Below are 25,053 nucleotides of genomic sequence, written 5' to 3' on the forward strand. Positions count from 1 at the left end.
ATAAAAAATGAGAATATTTAAACCAATGTACGCAATAGCAATTGCTGCTGTTGCTTTAACCAGTTGTAGTTCTGTTAAAAATTTAGCAGTACCAACTATGGATACAGCTGTTAATTTGAATACAGCAAAACAAGGAATTGTTAGTGAAGAACAATTTAATAAATGGGCACATGCCGATTTAGCAACGGATACAATTCCCGGTATGAGTTTAAACAAAGCGTATCAGTTTTTAGAAGGGAAAAAAGGAGAAACTGTAATTGTTGGTGTAATTGATTCGGGTATTGACATAGAGCACGAAGATTTAAAAGATGTACTATGGACCAACCCTAAAGAAATTGCAGGAAATGGAATTGACGATGATAAAAATGGATATGTTGATGATATATATGGATGGAACTTTTTAGGAGGAAATGGAGATCCGGCTCCTGAACAGTTAGAAATTACACGTTTGGTAGCTAGATGGATGCCTCGTTTTGACGGTAAAACAATTGAGGATATTAGTGAAGCTGAAAAAGCTGATTTTGAAAAATATCAAGAATATTTAGAAGCTTATAAAGCATCTTCTTCAAGACATTTCAAAACGATGGAAAGTTTAGAGATAATTGGTGATAATATTGCTGAAATAAAAAAATATTTAGGGAAAGATACTTTTACAATTGAAGATTTGGAGGGTATAGAAACAGAAGATGAAGATTTTAAAAATAAGGTAACTGATATTCTTGGATTATATGGAAGAGGCTTAGATGAAGCAGCTTATTTAGAATTTTATGAAAGCCAAAAGAAAAACAAAAACTACGATTTTAATTTTGACGGAAGAGCAATTGTAGGTGATAATCCTCAAGATATTACAGATACTAAATATGGGAACGGTTTTGTAATTGGATCTAAAGATGAAGAATCTCACGGTACGCATGTTGCAGGTATTATTTTGGCAACTCGTAATAATGGTGTTGGTTTAGATGGTGTTGCAACAAATGCTAAATTGATGTCGGTTAGAGCTGTTCCGGATGGTGACGAACGAGATAAAGATGTAGCTTTAGCAATTAAATATGCCGTTGATAACGGAGCAAAAGTTATTAATATGAGTTTTGGTAAAAGCTTTTCACCATACCGTCATTGGGTTTTTGATGCTATAAAATATGCTGAAAAACATGATGTTTTATTAGTACATGCAGCAGGTAACGATAATAAAGATATTGATGTTAAAGATAACTTTCCTAATGATTCGGAAGATAAAATAACTGAAATTGCAGACAATGTACTTACTGTTGGAGCAATGAGTATCAATTACGATGAAAATTTACCGGCAACATTTTCTAATTACGGTAAAAAGAATGTTGATGTGTTTGCTCCTGGAGTGCAAATATATTCTACAGTACCAAAAGATGAATATGCAAAATATAGTGGTACTTCAATGGCTTCACCGGAAACAGCAGGTGTTGCTACACTTATAAGATCGTACTATCCACAATTATCTGCAAGTCAGGTAAAACATGTTATTATGAATTCCGGAACTAAAATTAATATGGAAGTATTAGTACCTGGAAAAGAAAGTGAAAAAGTAAACTTTTCTGAACTTTCTGTAACAGGTAGTGTTGTGAATGCTTATAATGCACTGCTTTTAGCTGATAAAATGGTTAACAGTAAATAAGATATTATATAATATTCTGTTAAAAAGCACACTCAATTTGAGTGTGCTTTTTTCATTTATAGATATATGATTATATTGCGAAGCGGAAAAATATATATTATATGAGAAAATTACTAATACTACTATCATTAACAATTACCTCACTTTTTACTTCAGCCCAAAATAATACATCATACTGGCAACAACATGTAGATTATACAATGGATGTAGATGTTGACGTGAATAAATATCAATATAAAGGAACTCAAAAATTAATTTACACTAATAATTCTCCTGACGAATTAAATCAGGTTTTTTATCATTTATACTTTAATGCTTTTCAGCCCGGAAGCGAAATGGATATCAGATTGCAAAATATTGTTGATCCTGATGGAAGAATGGTTACTAATTTAGGCACAAAAGAAAATCCTAAATATGAAAGTAGAATAGCAAAATTAAAACCAAATGAAATAGGTTATTTAAAAGTTTTATCATTAACACAAAATGGAAAGCCAGTAAAATACCAAACTGTAGGTACTGTTTTAGAAGTTGTTTTAAATACCCCTATACAAAGCGGAGAAAAAGTAACTTTTGATATGGAATTTGAAGGCCAGGTTCCTGTTCATATTAGAAGAGCTGGCAGAAACAGTGAAGATGGAGTTGCGCTTTCAATGGCACAATGGTATCCAAAAATGGCAGAATACGATTTTGAAGGTTGGCATGCGGATCCATATATTGCACGAGAGTTTCATGGAGTTTGGGGAAATTTTGACGTTACACTTCATATTGATAAAACTTATACCGTTGGTGCAACAGGATATCTACAAAATCCACAAGAAATAGGTCATGGTTATGAAGATAAATCACTAGACCTGAATATTAAAAAGGGTGAAAAATTAGCTTGGCATTTTGTGGCTCCAAATGTACACGATTTTACTTGGGCGGCAGATCCAAATTACATTCATGATGTTTTAAGAACTGTTGACGGAACTGAACTACATTTTTTATATAAAAATGACAAAAAATATAAAAAAGCATGGAATGAAGTACAACCCTTTACAGTACAAGCCCTCAATTTTTATAATGAAAATATTGGTCCATATCCATGGAAACAATATTCAATAATTCAAGGAGGTGATGGAGGTATGGAATATGCTATGTGTACATTAGTTGCTGGCGGAGAAAAATTAAGAGATATCGCAGGAACTGTATTTCATGAGTTTGCTCATGCATGGTTTCAGCATTTATTGGCTACTAACGAGAGTAAACATTCTTGGATGGATGAAGGTTTTACAACGTATATTTCTACGTTAGCTTCAAATAAAATATTAAAAGGAGGTGATGGAAAACCTTCAGCAGCTAGTTACAATGGCTATTTTTATGTTGTAAAAAATGATTTGGAAGAACCTTTAACAACACATGCCGATAGATTTAATACAAATATTGCTTTTGGCATTGGAAGTTATACAAAAGGGAGCATGTTTTTATCTCAATTAAATTATATTATTGGTGAAGAAAATGTAAAAGAAACGCTTAAAAAATATTACAACGATTTTAAATTTAAACACCCAACGCCAAATGATATTAAACGTGTTGCTGAAAAAGTATCCGGGATTCAATTAGATTGGTATTTGAATGAATGGATTGAAACAACTCACACAATAGATTATGCTGTAGCTAAAATTGAAGGAACAAATATTACTTTAGCAAGAGTTGGTAAAATGCCAATGCCTATAGATGTTACGGTTACTTATGCTGATGGAAGTTCAGAAGATTTTTACATCCCATTACAAATGATGAGTGGTGAAAAACCAACTACTGCAACTATTTTAAAAGATTGGGCTTGGGCGTATCCAACATATACTTTTACTACATCTAAAGAAATTAAATCGGTTGAAATTGACACTTCTCAATTAATGGCAGATATAGACAGAGAAAATAATACGTTAGAAAAATAAATAAAAAGAGGTTGACTAAAAACACAATAAGCTTATTAATAATGTATTAATTGTTTTAATTAATCGAATTCACGTTAATAATCAAATTATCTTTTTTAACAGTTTAAAATTCTTAAATGGCGCATATTTAAGAGGTATATCTAACCACGTAGGGGTATTTACAATGGTACGTTGATTGCTAAAACTTAAAAAGCTGGTATAACCATGATATTTTCCCATTCCGCTATTTCCAACGCCTCCAAAAGGTAAATTGTGATTGGTGATATGCATTAAAGTATCGTTGATACATCCGCCTCCCGAAGTAGTTTTAGCTAAAATTTCTTTTGCTTTATCATTTTTCCCAAAATAATAGAATGCAAGTGGTTTTTCGTTAGAATTAATATAGCTTATAACTTCATTTATATCATCAAATGTAAGAATTGGAAGAATAGGACCAAATATTTCTTCCTGCATAATAGGAAATTCAGGTTTTACATCATCAATAATAGTTGGAGCTATGTATTTTTCTGAAGGATCTACTTCGCCTCCATATTTGATGGTACCTTTTGTCATTAATTTTTGTAAACGCTCAAAGGCTTGTGAACTAACAATTCTGGTAAAATGCTTACTCTCTTTTATATTGGAACCATACATTTTTACGATATGAGCTTCAATTTTTGTTAAAAGTTCTTCTTTAACAGTATGATGCACAAAAAGATAATCCGGAGCAATACAAGTTTGTCCTGCATTAATAGTTTTTCCCCAAGCAATTCGTTTTGCTGCAACATTAATATTCGCATTAGCATCAACAATACAAGGGCTTTTTCCTCCCAATTCCAAAACCACAGGAGTTAAATATTCAGCAGCAGCTTTCATCACTACTTTTCCAACTGTAGGACTTCCTGTAAAGAAAATAATATCAAAGCGTAGTTCAAACAGAATTTCATTCACTTTTCTACCTCCTTGCACTAAACTGATATAATTTGAATCGAATGTATTTTGTACTAAAGTCTCCATTACTTTAGCTATTTTTGGAGCATCTGGAGAAGGTTTAAGAAGTGCGCAACAACCGGCAGAAATAGCACCAACAACCGAATTCATTAATAATTGAAATGGATAGTTCCAAGGTGCTATAATAAGCGCAACGCCTAAAGGTTCATAAATAATTTTACTGGAAGACGGCAGTAGAAACAAAGGTGTTTTTACCCGTTTTGGTTTTGCCCATTGTTTCAAATGTTTTATATGATTGTCTATTTCTTGAAGTACAATGCTTATTTCAGTAATATATGCTTCTTCATAAGACTTATGTAAATCGATCCAAAGAGCATCACTGATTTCTTTTTCATATTGAAGTATAGCCGCTTTAAATTTTTTGAGATTGGCTATTCTGAATTCAACATTTTTAGTTGTATGAGTAGAGAAAAATTCTCGATGTTCTTTCAGTAAATTTTCAATGTTATTTCTTGATGTATCTTCCATTTTAAGTGATAATGTTAAGCTTCATAATTTTATTTTCTTCCTGTAAAATGCTCCATGGTTTTATAAATACCCATTACACGACCAACAAACCAATCGAAAAACCAAATTGGCAATATTCCTTGACTAAAACGCACAAAATGTACGCTCCACGGCATACTTAAAAATATACGGTTACGCTCAATAGCTCTAATTATCTTTTTTGCAACTTTTTCAGGATTAAGTATTGGGATGATTGATTTTACACCGTCAAACATTCCTGTATTAATGTAATACGGGGTAACGGTGGTTACACCAATATTTTTTTTAAGTTGTTTCATTTCTAGTCTTAAACTGTCCGACCAACCAATTACAGCCCATTTACTGGCAGCATAAACCGACATTTTAGGGTTGGAAATTAAACCTGCGGAAGAAGCAATATTGCAAATATATCCGGAATTTTGGTTTAACATATCAGGTAAAAATTGCTGAGTTATAATCATAGGAGCATTGCTGTTTATATCCATAGTTTTTGTGATATCTTGTAAGCTATGTTCGTGAAAATATTTCCCCACAACAATTCCTGCATTATTAATAAGAATATCAACTATACCTATGTCAGATTTCACTATAGCAGCACTATTTTTAACCTGTTCGGGGTTTGAAACATCAACAGTATAACCATGTGTTTTTCCTAATTCAGAAAATTCATTCTGAACTTCTTCAATTTTAATAGTATTAATATCCCAAATAATAAGTTCTGCACCACGCTCAAGAACTAACCTTCCCATAATTTTACCGATTCCTGAAGCTCCACCGGTAATGAGTACTCGTTTACCTTTTAATACACTCATTTTTTAGTTTTTGTATAATAGTTTAAAGGAACTATTCATTATAAAAATCCTTCAGAATTTTTATAAAGTTAAAAAACTAAACACAATAAATACGTAAAATTATGGTGTATTTTACTTGCTATAAACACTTTGAGGAGGGCCTAAATATGTTTGTTTTAAATTTCCGGTATCAATTACTATTTTTTGAAGCACCAAACCGCTGTCTACCATATAAAATTTAAGTGTGTGATTTCCTGCATTTGTAATTGTATGTGTAGAGGTAAGCACTTTAATGTTATTAGCTACAGATTGTTCCCAGTCTAAACCAGAAGTATCCAAATTCATAGTAACAATTTGAGGTTTCTCATTGTCAATGCCAATACCATATTTTAAACCATCTCGAATGGTATAATTAATTGTTGGAGAAAAGTATGCATGTACTTTAATTTCTCCTTTTGTAAATAGATGAAGGTTATATTCCAACCTTGGACTGTCATCTGTAATGGTTTGAGGGGCGACTTTTACAGGCATGGGTGTAATTCCCGACGAGGTTTTTCCCAAATTAGGTATTGTTACCCATTTAAAAGGAATGTTGGTTACTTTAGCTGAATAATTTTCAGCTTCTATAGAAATATAACCGTTACTTTCTACAAAACCTTTTATTGAAGTTTTTTCAGGATTATTAATAGTTATTGTTACAGGAATTTCCTTTTGTGTGCCTTCAACAATAACTTCAGAAGAAACGATTCCTTTTGGTGCATTTTTCCAGTCAATATTGAAAAAAATTTCCTTTTGTGTAGCTACACTTCCTTTAGTTTCTGAAATTACTAACCATTTTTCAGCAGATTTAATTGTAAAGTCAAACGGAGTTTTCCCTCTGTTAAAAAGGGTAATACAAAATGTTTGTTTATTAAAAGGGTCAAATGTTGGTAAAACTGCTTTTTCTGAAGCGTTTGGCCACCATTTATCAGAATTGTCTATTGCAATACCCATTTCTGCTTCCTCTTTCAATTCGATGGTTTTAGTTTCAGGAATATTATTATGTTCGGGTTGTTGCCAATAGGTATAACCAATATGTGTTTGAGACATGATGTGATTCCATTTTCCATCAGCAAGTTTTGTATGATAGTCATTTGCCAAAGAAGCATCTTTATCAAATAATTGCTGTACTCTTTTGGCTGTTTCATTTGTTAAAACTCTACCTTGCTGAGCATACAAGTTATTTTTTGCGGCTGTTACATAAAGTTCATTTAAGTTTGCACAAGCCAATACTGGAAATAAGACTAGCTGATAATAAGCATCTTTTGCTTCATCAGGAATAAGGTTGTAAATATCTTCTGCTTCTGAAGCTAAGATATTATATTCTTTTACAATTCTTTCAGCTTCATTATAATTTGTTAAACTATAGGTTGAAGCATCAATTAATTCAGGTTTTCTACGCGCATTGTATTTGGTGTATTTTTTTACAATTGCGCCAATATCTGCAGCAAAAGCATTACCAAAAATTTCTTTAGCCCAAAGAGTATAATAATTGTTAAGATTTTCAGCTGTCCATTCATCAGGATTCCATGCATAGTCTAAAAAGAATTCTGTTGGAAATTCCATTGGTTTTATGTCCCCAACATTTACAATCCAAACTCTATCCGCCCCATACTTGTAAGCTAAATGCATTTGTTCCCAAGTGCGTTCAATTTGTGTGGTGTTTAACCATTTGTAATTACGCGGACCACCAACATAATCAAAATGATAGTAAATTCCGTAGCCACCTTTTCGTGGCTGAGCATCTAAGTTCGGAAGTTTTCGAATGTTTCCCCAATTATCATCGCATAGCAACAATGTTACATCATCCGGCACTCGCATACCTTTATCGTAATAATCTTGAACTTCTTTGTATAAAGCCCACATTTGAGGAGTTTCTTCAATAGGTTTACCAGTTATTTCAGTAATAATTTCACGTTGGGTTTTGACAATATTCTCTAAAAGTTCTATGGCGGTTCCTTCAGTCATGGGTTCGTCACCATCACCGCGCATACCAATAGTAACAATAATTTCCGTATTTCCTTTACGTTCCATTCCTTCTTTCCAGAATTTTTTGAGTTCTTCGGCATTGGTATTAAAATTCCAATCGCCTTTTCCAAAGGCTTTCCATTCAGCATGTGCACGCGTTAAAGGTTCGTGGTGCGATGTTCCCATAACAATACCATACTCATCGGCTAATTTTGCGTTTTCAAGATCATTAACATAAAACATTCTTCCCCACATCGATGGCCATAGATAATTGCCTTTCATTCTTAAAATGAGTTCAAAAACCTTATCGTAAAACTTCGCATTAAAACCTCCGTAATTTTCAAAAGCCCAACCTGAAAGTGCCGGAGCTTCATCATTTATAAAAATACCGCGATATTTTACTTTTGGTTCGCCTTGCGTGTGCGTTCCTGATACTACATGCAATTCTGTTTGTTTTAAAATAGGCACATCTGCCCAAAAGTGCCAAGCGTGTACACCAATTTGTTTAGATAAATCATACATTCCGTAAATAGTTCCGCGCTTGTCACTACCTAAAATTACCAATGCTTTTTTTATACCTTTAAAAGGATTTTCAACTGTTTTTGTACTAAATTTTTCCCATTTACCTTCAAGTTCTGTTGCGTCAATTTTTCCTTCTTTGATTAATTTTTCAATGAGTGGATTTTTACCGAGTGTTCCAATAAGCACTATATAATCTGTATTTTCAATACTGTCTTGATAAATGTTTGGAGTAATTTCGGTAACGTTTTTAATATCATTTTGAAGATGTGTAGCAACACGTAAAACCCCTGAAAAATCAGTACTACTTACCATAAGTGATGCTACTTTTCCGTTACTTGCCAAAGGAAAACTTCCTTTAGAGGATTGGTTGGTTATATACTTGTTTTTTTCAACGGCAAAACTGCTTTGAAAACAAGTTACTATACATAAGATTGTTACTACTAAGGTTGAAATTTTTATTGTTGAAACTCGCATAACTCTTCTTTAAGTTTATAAATACATTTCTTAATTAGAAACGAATAACTATTATTAAAATTATTTAATGCAATCGGTTGCATAAAGATACTATTTAGTACTTTAAATTAAAATAAAAAAACTCAAAATTTAATTTGAGGCTTTTTTTAATCGGGATTTGAATCTAAAACAATACAATCGCATTTACTTGTTTTGGCAGGTAAAAGAACCGGTTTTTTTAAACTTCCATTTGGTTCGAGCGTTCTTTCAAACACAACATTTTTTTGTTTTAATATATTGTTGTTACTGTCGTAAGCTGTAATTCTTACAGTTACATTATTATGAGTTCTTCCAAGTAGATTGGTTACGGTTAATTCAGTAGATGATGTAAGCAATAAATTTTCAATTTTTGAACAATCAGCTTTTAATTCAATTTTTTTTGGAGTGTTTAAAATAGATTCAAGATTATGACCGTTTTGAGTCATATAAATATAAACACCTGCAATAATTAAAAGAGTAACAACAACAAATTTTACTGGTTTTTTCATATTTTTTTAAGTTGAAATTATAACCACCGTTTGCGTTTAAAATATCGTAGCATAATAATTACAATAACAATCATAACTATCCAAGTAGCTACATAACCATATTTCCAATGCAACTCGGGAATATTGTCAAAGTTCATTCCGTAAATGCCTGCTATAAATGTTAAGGGTATAAATATGGTCGATATTATGGTTAACAGTTGCATTACTTGATTGGTTCTGTTGCTTACGCCTGTTAAATATAGCTCCATAATACTTGCAATCATTTCTCTTTGCGTTTCAACAGTATCATTTATTTGGATGATATGTTCATATACATCTCTTAAATAATGAGTGGTATTATCTTGTATTAGATTATTTGTATTTTTTTGAAGGTTTGAAACAGCCTCTCTTAAAGGGTAAGTAGCTTTACGTATTTTAAACAGCAGTTTTTTTATTTCGTGAATTTCATTTAACGATTCACTTGTTGGTGAATTTATAACTCTTTCTTCTAAATTTTCAGTTATTTCACTAATATGTTCAATAACAAAAAAGTAATTATCAACAACAGTATCAAGAAGTCTGTAAAGAAGATAATCAACACCTTTTTCTCTCATATTTCCTTTGTTTTCTTGAAGTCTTAAACGAAGGCCATCAAACAAATCGCCTTCTTTCTCCTGAAAAGAAAGAATCCAGCCAGCACCCATTACAAAACTGATTTGTTCTGAAATTATAGAAACTTTATCTTTTCCAATTCCAAGCATTTTTAGTGTTAAAAAAATATGATCATCATACTCTTCTAATTTTGGTCTGTGTTTTGTATTTAACACATCTTCAATTAACAAAGGATGTAAGCCAAAATTGGTTCCAATAGAAGCTATTGCTTCAGTATCGTGCAAACCATCAATATTTACCCAGCTAACACTATTTTTTGTTTTATAAGGAAAACATTCTTCTGCAGTTTTATAAATGGTTTGTGCATAATCGGTTTTGGTATAATCAATAACAGATATTTTCATTTTATCTGCCTTACGTTTTCCAACATGAATAAGACTTCCGGGAGGTAATCCGGCTTTTTTTGAGATGTGTTTGGCAGATTCGTGCATTAAATTAACTGTATTTATTAAAGTTGTTTTATATTAAATAATTTTATTTCTTAAAAGTAAAAATACAAAATATTTAAATAGATTAAATTTTACTATAAAGCAATAGTTTTTAAAAGAAGTTTAAGGTAAAAGCTATTTTTCAACCTGTTCAATTACCGTATTGATATTTAATTTTTGGTTGGGTAAAAACCCTTTAACCATTAAAAAAATACCGAAAATGATTAATAAAACACCCATTGTGCGTTTAATTTTATAGGTAACTGAGGGTGTAAGTTTCTTTTTTAACTGTTTTGCTAAAACTATTTTACAAATATCAGTTACTAGATAGCTTATTAAAACAATTCCGAAATAGTTAAATATTTTTGTTGAATCCATTTCTAAAGTTGGTCCAATAACAACTATCATTCCTAACCAAAAAGCCAAAACTCCAATATTGATGAAATTAAGTAAAAATCCTTTTATTAGAAGTTTCAAATAGTTTGTTTTTTCAGGTAGTACAACTGTTTCATCTTGTATAGCTCTTTTTTGACTTTTATCAGCAAAAGTAATAATACCATAAACCAATAAAATTAAACCTCCTATTAAAAATAATTTCGGGTTGTCTTTAATTTCTTCCAGTAAACTTCTACTGCCATAATATGCTATTAAAATAAAAGTAATATCACCTAAAACAACCCCAATATCAAAGGTAAAAGCAGCTCTAAACCCTTTTATTATACTAGTTTGTATGAGCATAAAAAAAACAGGACCTATCATAAAGGCTAAAAAGAACCCAATTAGTACTGCATCTTTTATTTCGGTAAAATTCATAAGCGTTTAATAATAAAGAGTGAAATTACTATAATTATTAAACATTATCATAGTCAACCGTTATTTTTTGTGTTGTTGGATGTGCTTGGCAGGTTAAGATAAAACCATCGTTGATCTCAGCTTCGCTTAAAATTGAGTTTTTAACCATTTTTGCTTTGCCATCCGTAATTTTTGCTAAACAACTGCTGCAAATACCGCCCTGACAAGAGTATGGAGCATCGAGCCCTTGTTTTAAAGCAGCTGTTAAAATGGTAGATTTTGAATCCATTGTAAAAGTTTCTTCTTCGTCATCAACAATTACAGTTATTTCACAAGTTCCTTCAAATAGTTGAGTGTTTTCTTCTTCGGAAGTAATTGGAGTTGAAAACAATTCAAAATAAATAGCGTTTTCGTTAACACCATAGTTAGATAAAGTTTCTTTTGCGGTATGTACCATTTCTTCCGGACCACAAATAAACGCTTTATCAAAAGTTAAGTTTTTGAATTTATTTTTTAGTAAATAGTTAATATTTCCTTTATCAATTCTTCCAAATAAAGCATCTTCATTTTGCTCTCGGCTATATAGATATTGGACAAAAAAAGTAGTTGGATGTAGTTTTTTTAATGTCTCAATTTCATTTTTAAAAATAGTATCCTCTTTACGTCTGTTGCCATAAATTAGAGAAAATGTACTATTAGGCTCTTCACTTAATACAGCTTTTATCATAGCCATTATTGGAGTAATACCGCTTCCGGCAGCAATTGCCAAATAATTTTTAGCATTATTAGTAGATGTTTCTAACACAAATTTTCCTTCCGGTTTTGAAACTTCTAAACTATCCCCTTCTTTTAAAATGGTAGTAGCAAAAACTGAAAAAGTTCCATTATCTACAGCTTTAACGGCTATACGAAAATCGTTACTGTTTGGTGACGAGCAAATTGAGTATGCTCTTCTTAATTCTTCGCCTGAAATTACTTTTTTAATAGTAATATACTGTCCGGGAGTAAAATTAAATTCGTTTTCAAGTTCATTTGGAATATCAAAACGTATAGAAACTGCATTACGAGTTTCTTTAATAATTTCTTTTATAGCGAGTTTATGAAATTTAGACATTGTTAAATAATAATTTATAATTACAAAAGTAATTAAACTTTAGAGAACATTTTAAATACATTATATTTACCTGTAACAAATGAAAAAGATTTTATACTTATATTAAAACAACAAATCCAAAATGATCAAACAATTTTTAAATCAGGAATGGAAACAGTTCTTTCGTTCATCATATTGGCAAAAAAGTGTAGCATTAAACATTTTAATGGGATTTTTAGCACTATATTTTATTGTGGTGTTTTTAGCTTTAGGTATTAGTTTATACCCAATACTTAAAAAACAATTCCCAGAATCTGATCCGTTGATTATTGTGAATGGGTTTATATTTTATTGGTTTTTAGCCGATTTACTAATACGATTTTTTTTACAAAAATTACCTGTAATGAATGTAAAACCATTACTTGTTTTACCTGTAAGCCGAAGTAAAATAACACATTACGTTTTAAACAAATCGGTAGTTTCTTTTTTTAATTTTTTACCACTTTTTGCAACTATTCCATTTGGATTATTTTTAATAAATGAAGACTATAATACAACATCAGTAATTATATGGATAGTTTTACTCACAATTTTTACTCTTATTATTAATTTTTTAAATTTTATTATTGAAAGTAAATCGTCTGAAACAGAATTGTCGTTTTTACCAATTTTAGTGATAGCTTCAGCATTATTCGCCTTAAATTATTTTGAAATAGTTTCCTTTTCATCCATACTTTCAAAAGCAATTAACAGTATAACTCAAAACCCGGTATTATTAATAATTCCTGTAGCAATTTTAATAGGACTTTATTATTTGAACTATTCAATTATAAAGAAAAAATTATATATAGACGCTTCATTAAAAAAGAAAACGCAAGTTGCCACAACAACTGATATGGCTTGGACTCGCAAATTTGGAGATATAGCACCTTTTTTACAGTTAGATTTAAAATTATTGTGGAGAAATAAACGACCTCGTTCTTCTATTTTTATGATTATTATTGGTTTGTTGTACGGATTGTTTTTTTACCCGAATCCTACATATAAAGATATGGTGCCTATGTTTGTTTTTGTTGGTGTTTTTATTACAGGAATTTTTATGATAAACTTTGGGCAATTTATACCGGCTTGGGATAGTGGTTATTATAAATTATTAATGAGTCAGAACATCAAATATAAAGAGTATTTAAAATCAAAATATTCATTAATGATAATTAGTGCTGTAGCATTGTTTGTGTTAAGTATTCCTTATGTGTATTTTGGTTGGAAAATATTACTCATTCATTTTGCGGCTATGGTTTATAATATTGGCGTAAATTCGTATGTTTTGTTATATGGAGGCTCTTTTAACCGAAAACAAATTGATTTAACACAAAAAGCGGCATTCAATTATCAAGGAACAGGAGCCGTACAATGGCTTATAGGTTTTCCTTTGTTATTAGCACCAATTCTTATTTTTTATCTTCCTTATAAATTTATAAGTTTTGAAGCTGGTATAGCTACCTTAATTATTTTAGGAACTATTGGAATTATTTTTCATCAAAAATTAATGAAATTTATTTCACAACAGTACCTAGCATCAAAATATAAAATGATAAGTGCATTTGAACAAAATACTTAATATAAAAATAATTTGTAATGATAAAATCAACTGAACTTTCAAAAAAATACGGCTCAAACTGTGTATTAAATATAGAAACATTAGAAATACCAAAAGGGCAAACTTTTGGTTTGGTAGGTAATAACGGAGCCGGAAAAACAACCTTTTTTAATTTAATGCTCGATTTAATTAAGCCAACAACCGGTTATATTATTAACAACGAAATTCAAGTAAATAAAAGTGAAGATTGGAAGCCTTTTACAGCTGCTTTTATTGACGAAAGTTTTTTAATAGGTTATTTAACACCCGAAGAATATTTTTATTTTGTTGGAGAACTACGAGGAATGAATAAAGCTGATATTGATACTTTTTTAGATCAATTTCAAGAAATTTTTAATGATGAAATTTTAGGGAAGAAAAAGTACTTAAGAGATTTATCTAAAGGAAATCAAAAAAAAGCTGGAATTGTAGCTGCATTAATTGGAAATCCTGAAGTAATTGTTTTAGACGAACCTTTTGCAAATTTAGATCCAACAACACAAATAAGGCTTAAAAAGTTATTAAAAGAAATAGTTCAAAACAGTAATGTTACGGTATTAATTTCAAGTCACGATTTAGGTCACGTAACAGAAGTTTGTGAAAGAATTGTTGTGTTAGACAAAGGAAATATAATTAAAGATATTAAAACGTCTGAAGAAACCTTAAAAGAGTTAGAAGCGTATTTTTCTGTGTAACACAATTAAATACACATAATTTTGTATTTTTACATCCCATCAACAATAAATAATAATATTGAGAAGTTAAAGGGTAAGTAAAAACAATTTCTTTTGAAAAATACGTTTAAAATATTTGTAAGTTTTTTAATAATTCTTCTTACAATTGGGTGCTCAACCAAAAAAGATGCTTTTATAAATAGAAGTTATCATTCTATAACTACAAAATACAACGTACTTCATAACGGTAATGAAGCTTTTCGTGTAGGCTTAGAGCAGCTTAATGAAAATTACGAAGATGATTTTTGGAATATTTTACCCATAGAACCTTTAAAAGTAGATGAATTAGCAATTCCGGGAATTGCTTCCGATACCGATAGCTCTCCAAAAGAATTTGAAAAGGCAGAAGAAAAAGCGGTAAAAGCCGTTCAAAAGCATTCTATGTTAATTGCCCGAAAAGAAAAAAATAACCAAATAGATGATGCATATCTGCTTTTAGGAAAATCAAGATACTATTCTAAAAGATTTGTTCCTGCTTTAGAAGCGTTTAATTATGTGATTATAAATTACCCTAATGCCGATTTAATTAATGAAACAAGAATTTGGCAATCAAAAACACATATACGCTTGCAAAATGAAGATCAGGCAATTGAGAACCTAAAATTACTGCTTAAAAATAAAAATCTAAGCGAAAAAATTAAGGAAGATGCCCATACAGCTATTGCTATGGCTTATACAGAAAAAGATAGCATTCGTCAAGTAATTGATCATTTAAACAAAGCAGTAATAACCGATAATAATAAAGAGCAAACAGCAAGAAACCTCTATATTTTAGGGCAGCTTTATCAACAAAATAAGTTAATAGATTCATCTAACATTGCTTATCAAAAAGTTATTGATTTAAAAAGAGTTCCGTATAAATATAAAATTCATGCTCAAATAGAAAAAGCAAAAAATGTTTCTACTAAAGAAGAAGCTGTTGCTACAATTGAAACACTTAAAAGCCTGATTAAAGATAGAGATAACAGACCCTATTTAGGAGAGCTGTATTATCAGTTGGCAATGATTGAAAAAGAAAGTAATTTAGAAAATGCAATTACTGATTTTAAAAAATCATTACAATCAGAATCCATACAAAATTTCCAAAAAGAATTATCTTTTGAAGAAATTGGAAACATATATTTTGATAAAGCCGATTTTATAACAGCAGGCGCATATTACGATAGCATTTTACAAATTACCGATGATGAAAATTCTAAAAGAGTTCGTCGTTTAAAAAGAAGAAGAAATAATTTAGATGAAGTAATTTTTTACGAGAATATTGCTAAAGTAAACGATAGTATTTTGAATATAGTCTCAATGAGTAAAGACGAGCAATCAGCATTTTTTACATCATATATTGAAAAACTGAAAGAAAAAGAAGCACAACAGCAAAAGAAAATAACTACCGGAAGCGGATTTTTAAGTTCAAAAAATAATAATTCTAATTCTGGCAAATGGTATTTTTACAATATACAAACTGTTGGTTTTGGCGAACAGGAATTTAAACGTATTTGGGGTAACAGACCTTTAGAAGATAATTGGCGTTTAAGTGAAAAAACTCAATTAAATTTTGGAGGTAAAAATGTAATTACACAAAATAATACTGAAACGGATACTTCAAAAAACCTAGACTTATCGTATTATTTAGATAAAATACCTACCAATCAATTTAAGATTGACAGTATTAAAAACGATCGAAATAATGCTTATTATAAATTGGGAATAATTTATAAAGAACAGTTTAAGGAAGTAGATTTAGCTGCGGATAAATTAGAAAAATTGTTGGTGTTTAATCCTAACAAAGATATTGAACTTCCGGCAAAATATCATCTGTTTAAAATTTATGAAAGCAAAAATAGTGAAAAAGCAAATTCATTAAAAAATGATATAATTACCAATTATACTAATTCAAAATATGCTAAAATCATTTCAAACCCAAATCAATTATTAGATGAAGGCGATAAAAATTCACCCGAAAGTGAATACGAATCTGTTTATTACGAATATAAAGATGAAAAATTTGAAAGCGTAATTACTAAATCTACTCAGGCAATAAGTAAATATGAAGGTCAATCAATAGTGCCAAAATTTGAATTATTAAAAGCATATGCTATTGGTAAAAAAGATGGAGTAGCATCTTTTAAAGAAGCTTTAGAGTTTGTTGCTGTAAACTATCCAAATACTGAAGAAGGAAAAAAAGCGCAAGAAGTAATAGAAACCATAAAAGCAAAAATATAACAAACCCTAAAAGTAAAAGATCATGTTTACAGAAAAAAAAGAAAAACAGTCGCAAGTTTTGGAACGTAATGTTATAGGAAAAAACACATCAATAGTAGGAGATATTATCTCTGAAGGAGATTTTAGAATTGATGGTAAAGTTGCAGGAACTATAAAAACAATAGGACGTGTTATTGTTGGTAAAACAGGTAGTATTGAAGGTAAGGTTGAATGTGATAATGCAGATATTGAAGGTGAGTTTTCAGGAGAATTACTTGTTAAAAATATACTTACTTTGAAAGCTACTGCAAAAATATCAGGGGATGTTGTAATTTCTAAATTATCAGTAGAACCGGGAGCGCAGTTTAATGCAACATGCTCAATGAAAGGAGCAATTAAGGAATTAAAAAATGGACAAGCCAAAAAAGAAAAAACAGCTTAATAAATATATACAATTAACAGGTTTAGCATTTCAAATGGGAGCTACCATATATTTGGGGGCTTACTTTGGTAAATGGCTTGATGCTCATTTTCAAACTTCAAAAAAAACATTCACTATTATACTTACATTGTTAGCGTTATTAATTTCAATTTGGAGTGTTGTTTCACAGCTAAAAAAAATAAACGACAAATATGAGTAAAACAATTATTGGTTTCTGTTTAAAATTACTAGTAGTAATGAGTGTTGTTTTTAGTATGCATAGCTTAATTTTATATTTTTTAAAGCTTCCATTATTTGCAAATCTAATAATACCTTCTTATTTAATAAACAGTATTTTAGTTACTGTAATTTTTATAATCTTGTTTAAACTAAGAGAAAAGTATAATCATCTTTTGGGATTTATTTTTATGGGGAGCAGTTTTTTAAAATTTGCAGTATTTTTTATTTTTTTCTATCCTATTTTTAAAGAAGATGGTCATATAAGTACGTTGGAAGCAACGTCATTTTTAGTACCATATCTTGTAAGTTTGATTATTGAAACTTTTTTTCTGGTAAAAGTGTTGAATAATAAGATTTAATAGTTAAAATTTTTAAGGTATAAAAGCCGAATTGAAAATGGAAATATTTTTTGGTTTCTAATATAAAACCGTACATTTGCATTACGTTTTTATAAAATACTATTAATAAAGTAATATGTATAGAGTTAACTTGGTAAAAATAATTACCTTACTACTATTAACCGTAACAATCTCGGTAAATGCACAGCATGAAGCTTCAAAATCAGCTCAAGTAGAAAAATCTCATTCAGAAGAAGGTGGCGATTTTAAGGCTGAAATACACAAAGATATTAGACATCATGTGAAAGATGCTTATGAGTTTGTGTTTTTTTCTAATTCAAAAACAGGAACACATTACGGATTTTCTTTACCGGTTATTTTGATAGATAATGGATTGCATGTTTTTATGGCATCTAAGTTTAATCAAGGAGAAAGTTTGGTTCATATAGGAGGTGCGTATTACAAGTTATATCATAGTAAAATTTATAAAACAGATGCAAGTGGTGAAATACATTACAATGAAAAACACTTTGTGTCAAATGAAAAACCATTAGATTTATCAATAACAAAAGGAGTTGTTAGTATTTTTATTGTAGGTGTACTTTTGTTTTTAATATTTACAAGTTTGGCAAAATCATATGTTAAAAATGGAGCAATACCAAAAGGGATTGGTCGGTTTTTTGAGCCTATTGTTCTTTATGTTAGAGATGAAATAGCTATTCCGAATATTGGTGAAGAACATTATAAAAAGTATATGAGTTACTTGTTAACAATTTTCTTTTTTATATGGTTTTCAAATTTATTAGGGCTTACACCTTTTGGTATAAATATAACAGGAAATATTGCTGTTACTTTTGTATTAGCCTTATTTACGTTTGTGATTACACAGTTTTCAGGAAATAAAAATTATTGGAAACATATTTTTTGGATGCCAGGAGTTCCTACTCCAATGAAAATAATATTAGCTCCAATAGAGCTGTTAGGTGTTTTTATTAAACCTTTTGCATTAATGATTCGTTTATATGCAAACATGTCAGCAGGGCATATTGTAATTTACAGTTTGTTGGGTTTAATGTTTATTTTTCACAGCATCATTGGAAGTAGTTTTAGTTTTATTTTGGCATTTCTAATTTCAATATTAGAATTACTTGTTGCAATACTACAAGCGTATATTTTCACCATTCTATCAGCATTGTATTTTGGTTTTGCGGTAGAAGAACATGCTGAAGAGCATTAAAATTGAATGTTTAATTAATTAATTTATATATTATGGAAATTCCAGGAATTGTAGGAGCGGGTTTAATTGTTATTGGAGCTGGTATTGGTATTGGTAGAATTGGTGGTTCAGCAATGGACGCTATTGCTCGTCAACCAGAAGCATTTGGTAAAATTCAAACAGCTATGCTTATCGCAGCAGCTCTTATTGAAGGTATTGCGTTTGCAGCTTTATTTGCATCCTAAAATTAAAATAAAAAGCTGTAACGGTTGGTTATAGCTTTTTATTAAAATTAAACAAAACATAATTAAAAAAAATATGGAACAATTATTAAATGATTTTTCTTTTGGATTGTTTTTTTGGCAGTCATTATTATTTATTCTATTATTAATTTTGCTAGGTAAATTTGCTTGGAAACCTATTTTAAAAGCAGTTGATGATAGAGAGCAAGGAATTAAAGATGCATTAGCAGAAGCAGAAAATGCTCGAAAAGAAATGCAAAATCTTACAGCAGATAATGAGCGTATTTTAAAAGAAGCTCGTGCGGAACGTGATATTCTTTTAAAGGAAGCAAAGGTTATGAAAGAAAATATTATTAGTGACGCTAAAGAGCAAGCAAAAGAACAAGCTAATAAAGTTATTGAACAAGCTAAAGCAACTATTGAATCTGAAAAACAAGCTGCCATAACCGAATTAAAAAATCAAGTAGCAGAATTGTCTGTTGGCATTGCAGAAAAAGTTGTAAGAGCTGAATTATCTGATAAGGACAAGCAATTAAAACTTGTTGAAGATATGTTAAAAGAAGTAACTATTAGTTAATAAAATTCAAATGAGCGGAACCAAAGCGGCATTACGATACGCAAAAGCAATACTAAATTTAGCACTTGAACAAAAAAAAGAAGTTGAAGTAAATAATGACATGTTGCTTATTACAAATACAATTGTTGAAAGCAAAGACTTGCAATTGTTGCTTACAAGTCCAATTTTAAAATCTGACAAAAAAAAATCAGTTTTAAAAGAAATTTTCTCAAACAAAATTTCAAGCTTATCAAGTAGTTTAATTAATCTTTTAATTGATAACGAAAGACTTGCTATACTTGATGAAGTTTCAAAAAAATATATTTCCCTTTTTGATTCATTAAAAGGAAAAGAGATAGCTAAAGTAACTACAGCTATTGCTTTAGATGATGAATTAAACAATAAAGTTTTACAAAAAGTAAAAGAAATTACAGGAAAAGAAGCAATAGTTGAAAATATTATTAATCCGGATATTATAGGCGGATTTATATTGCGTGTTGGAGATATTCAATACGATGCAAGTATTGCAAATAAATTACAAGTATTAAAAAGACAGTTTGAAAACAAAAGTTTTATTTCAAAATTGTAAAATAAAAAGAATTTAGTTTTAAAAAAAATAAAAAATGGCATCAATAAAACCAGCTGAAGTATCAGCGATTTTAAAACAACAATTAGAAGGCTATGAGTCATCAGCTACGTTAGACGAAGTAGGAACAGTATTAGAAGTAGGTGATGGTATTGCTCGTGTTTATGGTTTAGCTAATGTAGGATACGGTGAGTTAGTTGAATTTGAAGATGGATTGGAAGGAATGGTACAAAATTTAGAAGAAGATAATGTAGGTATTGCATTATTAGGACATTCTGATGAAATTAAAGAGGGCTCTACCGTAAAACGTACCAAAAGAATTGCTTCGTTAAATGTAGGTGAAGGTATTGTTGGGCGTGTTGTAAATACATTAGGTGATCCAATAGATGGTAAAGGACCTGTTCAAGGAGAAATGTTTAACATGCCTCTAGAACGTAAAGCTCCGGGTGTTATTTTCCGTGAGCCGGTAACAGAACCTTTGCAAACAGGTGTAAAAGCTGTTGATGCTATGATTCCCATCGGAAGAGGTCAACGTGAGCTTATTATTGGCGACCGTCAAACAGGTAAATCTACTGTTGCTATTGATACCATTATCAATCAAAAAGAATTTTATGATGCCGGTGAACCGGTATATTGTATATACGTTGCAATAGGTCAAAAAGCATCTACTGTAGCAGGAATAGCTACCTTATTAGAAGAAAAAGGTGCAATGGCTTACACAACTATTGTTGCTGCAAATGCTTCAGATCCTGCATCAATGCAGGTATATGCACCAATGGCTGGAGCTGCTATTGGAGAATATTTTAGAGATACAGGTCGTCCGGCTTTAATTATTTATGATGATTTATCAAAACAAGCTGTTGCTTATCGTGAAATTTCATTATTATTACGTCGTCCACCAGGACGTGAAGCATATCCGGGAGACGTTTTCTATTTACACTCTCGTTTATTAGAGCGTGCTGCAAAAATTATCAATGATGATACTATTGCTGCTCAAATGAATGACGTTCCTGATTCATTAAAAGGAAAAGTTAAAGGTGGAGGTTCACTTACTGCATTACCAATTATAGAAACTCAGGCAGGTGACGTATCAGCTTATATCCCAACAAACGTAATTTCAATTACAGACGGACAAATTTTCTTAGAATCTGATTTATTCAACTCTGGTGTACGTCCTGCGATTAACGTAGGTATTTCGGTGTCTCGTGTTGGTGGTAATGCTCAAATTAAGTCTATGAAAAAAGTTGCGGGTACTTTAAAATTAGACCAAGCTCAATATCGTGAATTAGAAGCGTTTGCTAAATTTGGTTCTGACCTTGATGCTGCAACAATGAATGTTATTGAAAAAGGTAAACGAAATGTTGAAATTTTAAAACAAAAACAAAGCGACCCTTTTAAAGTAGAAGATCAAATTGCAATTATTTACGCAGGCTCAAAAAATTTATTAAAAAAAGTTCCTGTTGATAAAGTAAAAGAATTTGAAAGCGATTATATTGAATATTTAAATGCTAAGCATAGAGATACTTTAGATACTTTAAAATCTGGTAAATTGACAGATGAGTCTATTGAAGTATTAACAAAAGCAGCAAAAGAAGTATCAGCAAAATACGCATAAAACCTAAATTGTCATTCCCGTGAAAGTGGGAATCTCATGATTTGAAGTTCATTTAAAATGATTCCGCATAAAGTTCGGAATGACAAACAAAATTGAAATGGCAAATTTAAAAGAAATACGTAACAGAATTACATCAATTGGATCAACAATGCAAATTACCAGTGCCATGAAAATGGTATCTGCAGCAAAGTTGAAAAAAGCACAAGATGCAATTACTCAAATGCGCCCTTATGCAAATAAGTTGACCGAGCTTTTACAAAATTTAAGCGCAACTTTAGAAGGCGAAATTGGAGGTGTGTATTCTGAACAAAAAGAAGTATCAAAAGTATTATTAGTTGTAATTACTTCAAATAGAGGTTTGTGTGGAGGTTTTAATTCTTCTATAATTAAAGCTTCTGTAAAAAATATTGAAGATAATTACAAAGGTAAACAAGTAGACCTTTTAACTATAGGGAAAAAAGGAAACGATATTTTATCTAAAACGTATACAGTTATTGAAAATGATAATGAAATTTTTGATGATTTAACTTTTGAAAATGTTGCTGTTGTTGCAGAAAGACTTATGAATCTTTTTGCTACAGGAAAATACGATAAAATTGAGTTGGTTTACAACCGATTTAAAAATGCAGCAACGCAAATACCAACTATAGAACAGTTTTTACCAATTATTCCCGTAAAAGAAAGTTCAAATGTAAATATTGATTATATTTTTGAACCATCAAAAGCTGAAATAGTTTTGGAATTGATACCAAAATCATTAAAAACACAATTATTTAAAGCCATTAGAGACTCATTTGCATCTGAACATGGGGCTAGAATGACTGCAATGCATAAAGCTACAGACAACGCTACTGATTTACGTGACGAACTATTATTAACATATAATAAAGCTCGCCAATCAGCTATTACTAATGAAATATTAGAGATTGTTGGAGGAGCTGAAGCTCTTAATAATTAAGTAGAGTTTAATCAAATATAAAAAAGCCTTTTAAATTAATTTAAAAGGCTTTTTTATTTTAAAATACACCAATTAAAGTGTTGATATACAAACATAAAGGGTTATTAGTTTTGTTTATATGTTTTTTGGCATAGAATTTGAATTTTCAATATCATAATCCGTAAAACAAATGATTATGAAAGCTTTAAAATTACTTTTCGCAACTCTTATTATAGGAATATCATTTACATCATGTAGTGATGATGTTCATTATATAGACGATCCATATTATGTGACTTTGGAAGATGTAGTTACAGCTTATGATTTATGGTATATAGATTATAACAGTACTATTGGCACCGGTGATGTTCCTTTTTTATCACGAGCTTTCACAATATCATTTATCAATGGTAAACTGTACGCTAACAATAATTTGGTTGATATAGGATATACAGGAAACGGTTACGGAATACAAATAGGGTATTATGATACCTACGATGGAGTTTTAAAAATAGATCATGATATTTATGGATATTACACTTTAGAAGTTATTCAATTGTCAGATGATAGAATTAAAATAAGAGATAATTATGAAAATGTTACCTATTATTTAGAGGGTTATCAAAAGTATAATTTTAATTATGATCAAATTTTTTACGACAATATAGAGTATTTTTTACAAGAATATGATGCTTGGGAAAAAACGTATACAAGCCAAGAAGGAGAGATAAATGAATTTGATAATGAAAACTTTTTAAAGTTTACACCAGATAATATAACAACCTTTTATTCATCACAAGACGATTTTGGCACAGATATTGGAGAGATATATTGGGATTATGTAGGAGATTATTATGTGGCAAATGTACAAGGATATAACAATCTTAAAATTTTAACATTAGATTATGATTCTTGGGGCAATGAAGAGTTTGAATTGAGCGTTATTAATGATGGAAAAATAAGTTTGTATCATGTAGAATCAGGAACAACCTACGAATTCACAGGAAGAGGGTACATACAATACTTAAAATCAAGTTCGTCAAAAAGTACGATTGATGAAGGAAGAAAACGAACAAAAGTACATAGAGAAACAAAGATTAGAAGAAATTTAAAATAAAGTTTGGTTAGTTGATTTTTGGTTGGTTATTTATTAACCAATTGATGAAAACCGCTCCTTCATCGGAGCGGTTTTTTTGTATCTTTATGGTGCATAAAGTTATATATATGAATCAAAAAACAGCATTTATTACGGGAGCCACATCTGGTATAGGAAAAGCAACAGCAGAAATTTTTGCAAAAAATGGAATTAAATTAATTCTTTGTGGAAGACGGAAAGAAAGATTATTAGCGTTGCAAAAAGAGTTAAGTAAGTTAACACAGGTTACTATTTTAGCATTTGATATAAGTAAAAAAGAGGAAGTATTTGATGCTATAACATCTTTATCAAAAGATTTTCAACATATAGATATTTTAATAAATAATGCTGGTAATGCTCACGGTTTAAGCACAATACAAGAAGGGAATATAGATGATTGGAATGCAATGTTAGATATTAATGTTAAAGGGTTGCTATATGTTTCAAAAGCAATATTGCCTCAAATGGTTGTGAGGAAAAGTGGTTTTGTTGTAAATATTGGCTCTATTGCGGGTAAAGAAGTGTATCCTAACGGAAATGTGTATTGCGCATCTAAACACGCAGTAAATGCTTTAAATAAAGCGATGCGGATAGATTTAAACAAATACAATATTAGAGTTTCGGCAATTCATCCAGGAGCTGTAGAAACAGAGTTTTCTGAAGTCCGTTTTAAAGGTGATGTTGAAAAGGCAAAAAATGTGTATGCAGGTTATAAAGCTTTACAGGCAGAAGATATTGCAGACATTATTTATTTTGTTGTAACTAGACCTTCTCATGTAAATATAGAAGATTTAATTGTTTACCCAACGGCGCAGGCATCGGCAACAATTTTGAATAAAAATTAAG

At 30.3% G+C, this 25,053-nt stretch carries 23 protein-coding genes; 16 read left to right on the top strand and 7 right to left on the bottom strand.

Going from position 1 to position 25,053, the window contains the following annotated elements; translation table 11 throughout:
- The first annotated feature begins 7 nt into the window (after positions 1 to 7).
- Together HGB55_RS03365 and HGB55_RS03370 are read left to right on the top strand one after the other, a co-directional pair.
- Positions 8 to 1,651, top strand: coding sequence for a S8 family peptidase (locus HGB55_RS03365; RefSeq protein ID WP_168814659.1), 1,644 nt, complete (start codon positions 8 to 10; stop codon positions 1,649 to 1,651).
- A 101-nt stretch (positions 1,652 to 1,752) separates the two neighbouring features.
- The gene (locus HGB55_RS03370) at positions 1,753 to 3,588 is read left to right on the top strand and encodes a M1 family metallopeptidase (RefSeq protein ID WP_168814661.1); all 1,836 of its coding nucleotides are present in this window, start codon (positions 1,753 to 1,755) and stop codon (positions 3,586 to 3,588) included.
- A gap of 81 nt (positions 3,589 to 3,669) precedes the next feature.
- Here HGB55_RS03370 and HGB55_RS03375 read toward each other — a convergent pair whose 3' ends face one another.
- The 7 genes from HGB55_RS03375 to HGB55_RS03405 form a co-directional block, all read right to left on the bottom strand.
- A complete protein-coding gene (locus HGB55_RS03375; RefSeq protein ID WP_168814662.1) occupies positions 3,670 to 5,046 on the bottom strand; it encodes an aldehyde dehydrogenase in 1,377 nt (458 codons plus the stop codon).
- A gap of 29 nt (positions 5,047 to 5,075) precedes the next feature.
- Positions 5,076 to 5,876 carry an SDR family oxidoreductase gene (locus HGB55_RS03380; RefSeq protein WP_168814663.1) on the bottom strand — a complete coding sequence of 267 codons (801 nt, stop codon included), beginning with the start codon at positions 5,874 to 5,876 and terminating at the stop codon, positions 5,076 to 5,078.
- A gap of 111 nt (positions 5,877 to 5,987) precedes the next feature.
- Positions 5,988 to 8,858 (bottom strand): glycosyl hydrolase 115 family protein, encoded by a 2,871-nt coding sequence (locus HGB55_RS03385; protein WP_168814664.1) that lies wholly within the window; start codon positions 8,856 to 8,858, stop codon positions 5,988 to 5,990.
- Between the two features lie 146 nt (positions 8,859 to 9,004).
- Complete coding sequence (locus HGB55_RS03390; protein ID WP_168814665.1) at positions 9,005 to 9,385, bottom strand: hypothetical protein; 381 nt, start codon at positions 9,383 to 9,385, stop codon at positions 9,005 to 9,007.
- Positions 9,386 to 9,402: 17 nt separating this feature from the next.
- Entirely contained in the window at positions 9,403 to 10,467 is a 1,065-nt protein-coding gene (corA, locus tag HGB55_RS03395) for a magnesium/cobalt transporter CorA (RefSeq protein ID WP_168814666.1), read from the bottom strand.
- A 132-nt stretch (positions 10,468 to 10,599) separates the two neighbouring features.
- Positions 10,600 to 11,277, bottom strand: a complete 678-nt coding sequence (locus tag HGB55_RS03400; protein ID WP_168814667.1) for a LysE family translocator — start codon at positions 11,275 to 11,277, stop codon at positions 10,600 to 10,602.
- Between the two features lie 37 nt (positions 11,278 to 11,314).
- The gene (locus HGB55_RS03405; RefSeq protein ID WP_168814668.1) at positions 11,315 to 12,370 is read right to left on the bottom strand and encodes a 2Fe-2S iron-sulfur cluster-binding protein; all 1,056 of its coding nucleotides are present in this window, start codon (positions 12,368 to 12,370) and stop codon (positions 11,315 to 11,317) included.
- A gap of 121 nt (positions 12,371 to 12,491) precedes the next feature.
- On the opposite strand from HGB55_RS03405, the gene HGB55_RS03410 reads away from it, so the two are divergent.
- From HGB55_RS03410 to HGB55_RS03475, 14 genes are all read left to right on the top strand, one after another.
- On the top strand, positions 12,492 to 13,970 hold the full coding sequence (locus HGB55_RS03410; RefSeq protein WP_168814669.1) for a DUF5687 family protein: 1,479 nt from the start codon (positions 12,492 to 12,494) through the stop codon (positions 13,968 to 13,970).
- A 17-nt stretch (positions 13,971 to 13,987) separates the two neighbouring features.
- Positions 13,988 to 14,683 (top strand): ABC transporter ATP-binding protein, encoded by a 696-nt coding sequence (locus HGB55_RS03415; RefSeq protein ID WP_168814671.1) that lies wholly within the window; start codon positions 13,988 to 13,990, stop codon positions 14,681 to 14,683.
- Positions 14,684 to 14,776: 93 nt separating this feature from the next.
- Positions 14,777 to 16,942 (top strand): tetratricopeptide repeat protein, encoded by a 2,166-nt coding sequence (locus HGB55_RS03420; RefSeq protein WP_168814673.1) that lies wholly within the window; start codon positions 14,777 to 14,779, stop codon positions 16,940 to 16,942.
- 22 nt (positions 16,943 to 16,964) lie between these two features.
- Positions 16,965 to 17,363 (top strand): polymer-forming cytoskeletal protein, encoded by a 399-nt coding sequence (locus HGB55_RS03425; protein WP_168814675.1) that lies wholly within the window; start codon positions 16,965 to 16,967, stop codon positions 17,361 to 17,363.
- Positions 17,332 to 17,562, top strand: a complete 231-nt coding sequence (locus tag HGB55_RS03430) for an AtpZ/AtpI family protein (protein WP_168814676.1) — start codon at positions 17,332 to 17,334, stop codon at positions 17,560 to 17,562. Before HGB55_RS03425 ends, HGB55_RS03430 begins: the two co-directional genes overlap by 32 nt.
- Positions 17,555 to 17,941, top strand: coding sequence for a DUF6168 family protein (locus HGB55_RS03435; RefSeq protein ID WP_168814677.1), 387 nt, complete (start codon positions 17,555 to 17,557; stop codon positions 17,939 to 17,941). Before HGB55_RS03430 ends, HGB55_RS03435 begins: the two co-directional genes overlap by 8 nt.
- Before the next feature lie 115 nt (positions 17,942 to 18,056).
- The gene (atpB, locus tag HGB55_RS03440; protein ID WP_168814678.1) at positions 18,057 to 19,157 is read left to right on the top strand and encodes a F0F1 ATP synthase subunit A; all 1,101 of its coding nucleotides are present in this window, start codon (positions 18,057 to 18,059) and stop codon (positions 19,155 to 19,157) included.
- 32 nt (positions 19,158 to 19,189) lie between these two features.
- Positions 19,190 to 19,381, top strand: a complete 192-nt coding sequence (gene atpE, locus HGB55_RS03445; protein ID WP_168814679.1) for an ATP synthase F0 subunit C — start codon at positions 19,190 to 19,192, stop codon at positions 19,379 to 19,381.
- Between the two features lie 73 nt (positions 19,382 to 19,454).
- Positions 19,455 to 19,955, top strand: coding sequence for a F0F1 ATP synthase subunit B (locus HGB55_RS03450; RefSeq protein ID WP_168814680.1), 501 nt, complete (start codon positions 19,455 to 19,457; stop codon positions 19,953 to 19,955).
- 10 nt (positions 19,956 to 19,965) lie between these two features.
- Positions 19,966 to 20,523 (top strand): ATP synthase F1 subunit delta, encoded by a 558-nt coding sequence (gene atpH / locus HGB55_RS03455; protein WP_168814681.1) that lies wholly within the window; start codon positions 19,966 to 19,968, stop codon positions 20,521 to 20,523.
- A 34-nt stretch (positions 20,524 to 20,557) separates the two neighbouring features.
- Positions 20,558 to 22,135: a F0F1 ATP synthase subunit alpha gene (gene atpA, locus HGB55_RS03460; protein ID WP_168814682.1), complete on the top strand. Its 1,578-nt coding sequence runs from the start codon at positions 20,558 to 20,560 to the stop codon at positions 22,133 to 22,135.
- A gap of 97 nt (positions 22,136 to 22,232) precedes the next feature.
- Entirely contained in the window at positions 22,233 to 23,093 is an 861-nt protein-coding gene (gene atpG, locus HGB55_RS03465) for an ATP synthase F1 subunit gamma (RefSeq protein ID WP_168814843.1), read from the top strand.
- 175 nt (positions 23,094 to 23,268) lie between these two features.
- Positions 23,269 to 24,189 carry a hypothetical protein gene (locus HGB55_RS03470; protein ID WP_168814683.1) on the top strand — a complete coding sequence of 307 codons (921 nt, stop codon included), beginning with the start codon at positions 23,269 to 23,271 and terminating at the stop codon, positions 24,187 to 24,189.
- A 107-nt stretch (positions 24,190 to 24,296) separates the two neighbouring features.
- The gene (locus tag HGB55_RS03475; protein ID WP_168814684.1) at positions 24,297 to 25,052 is read left to right on the top strand and encodes an SDR family NAD(P)-dependent oxidoreductase; all 756 of its coding nucleotides are present in this window, start codon (positions 24,297 to 24,299) and stop codon (positions 25,050 to 25,052) included.
- Position 25,053 lies beyond the last annotated feature (1 nt).

The sequence above is a fragment of the Lutibacter sp. B1 genome (assembly GCF_012524075.1).
In the GTDB taxonomy this organism is placed as follows: Bacteria; Bacteroidota; Bacteroidia; order Flavobacteriales; family Flavobacteriaceae; genus Lutibacter.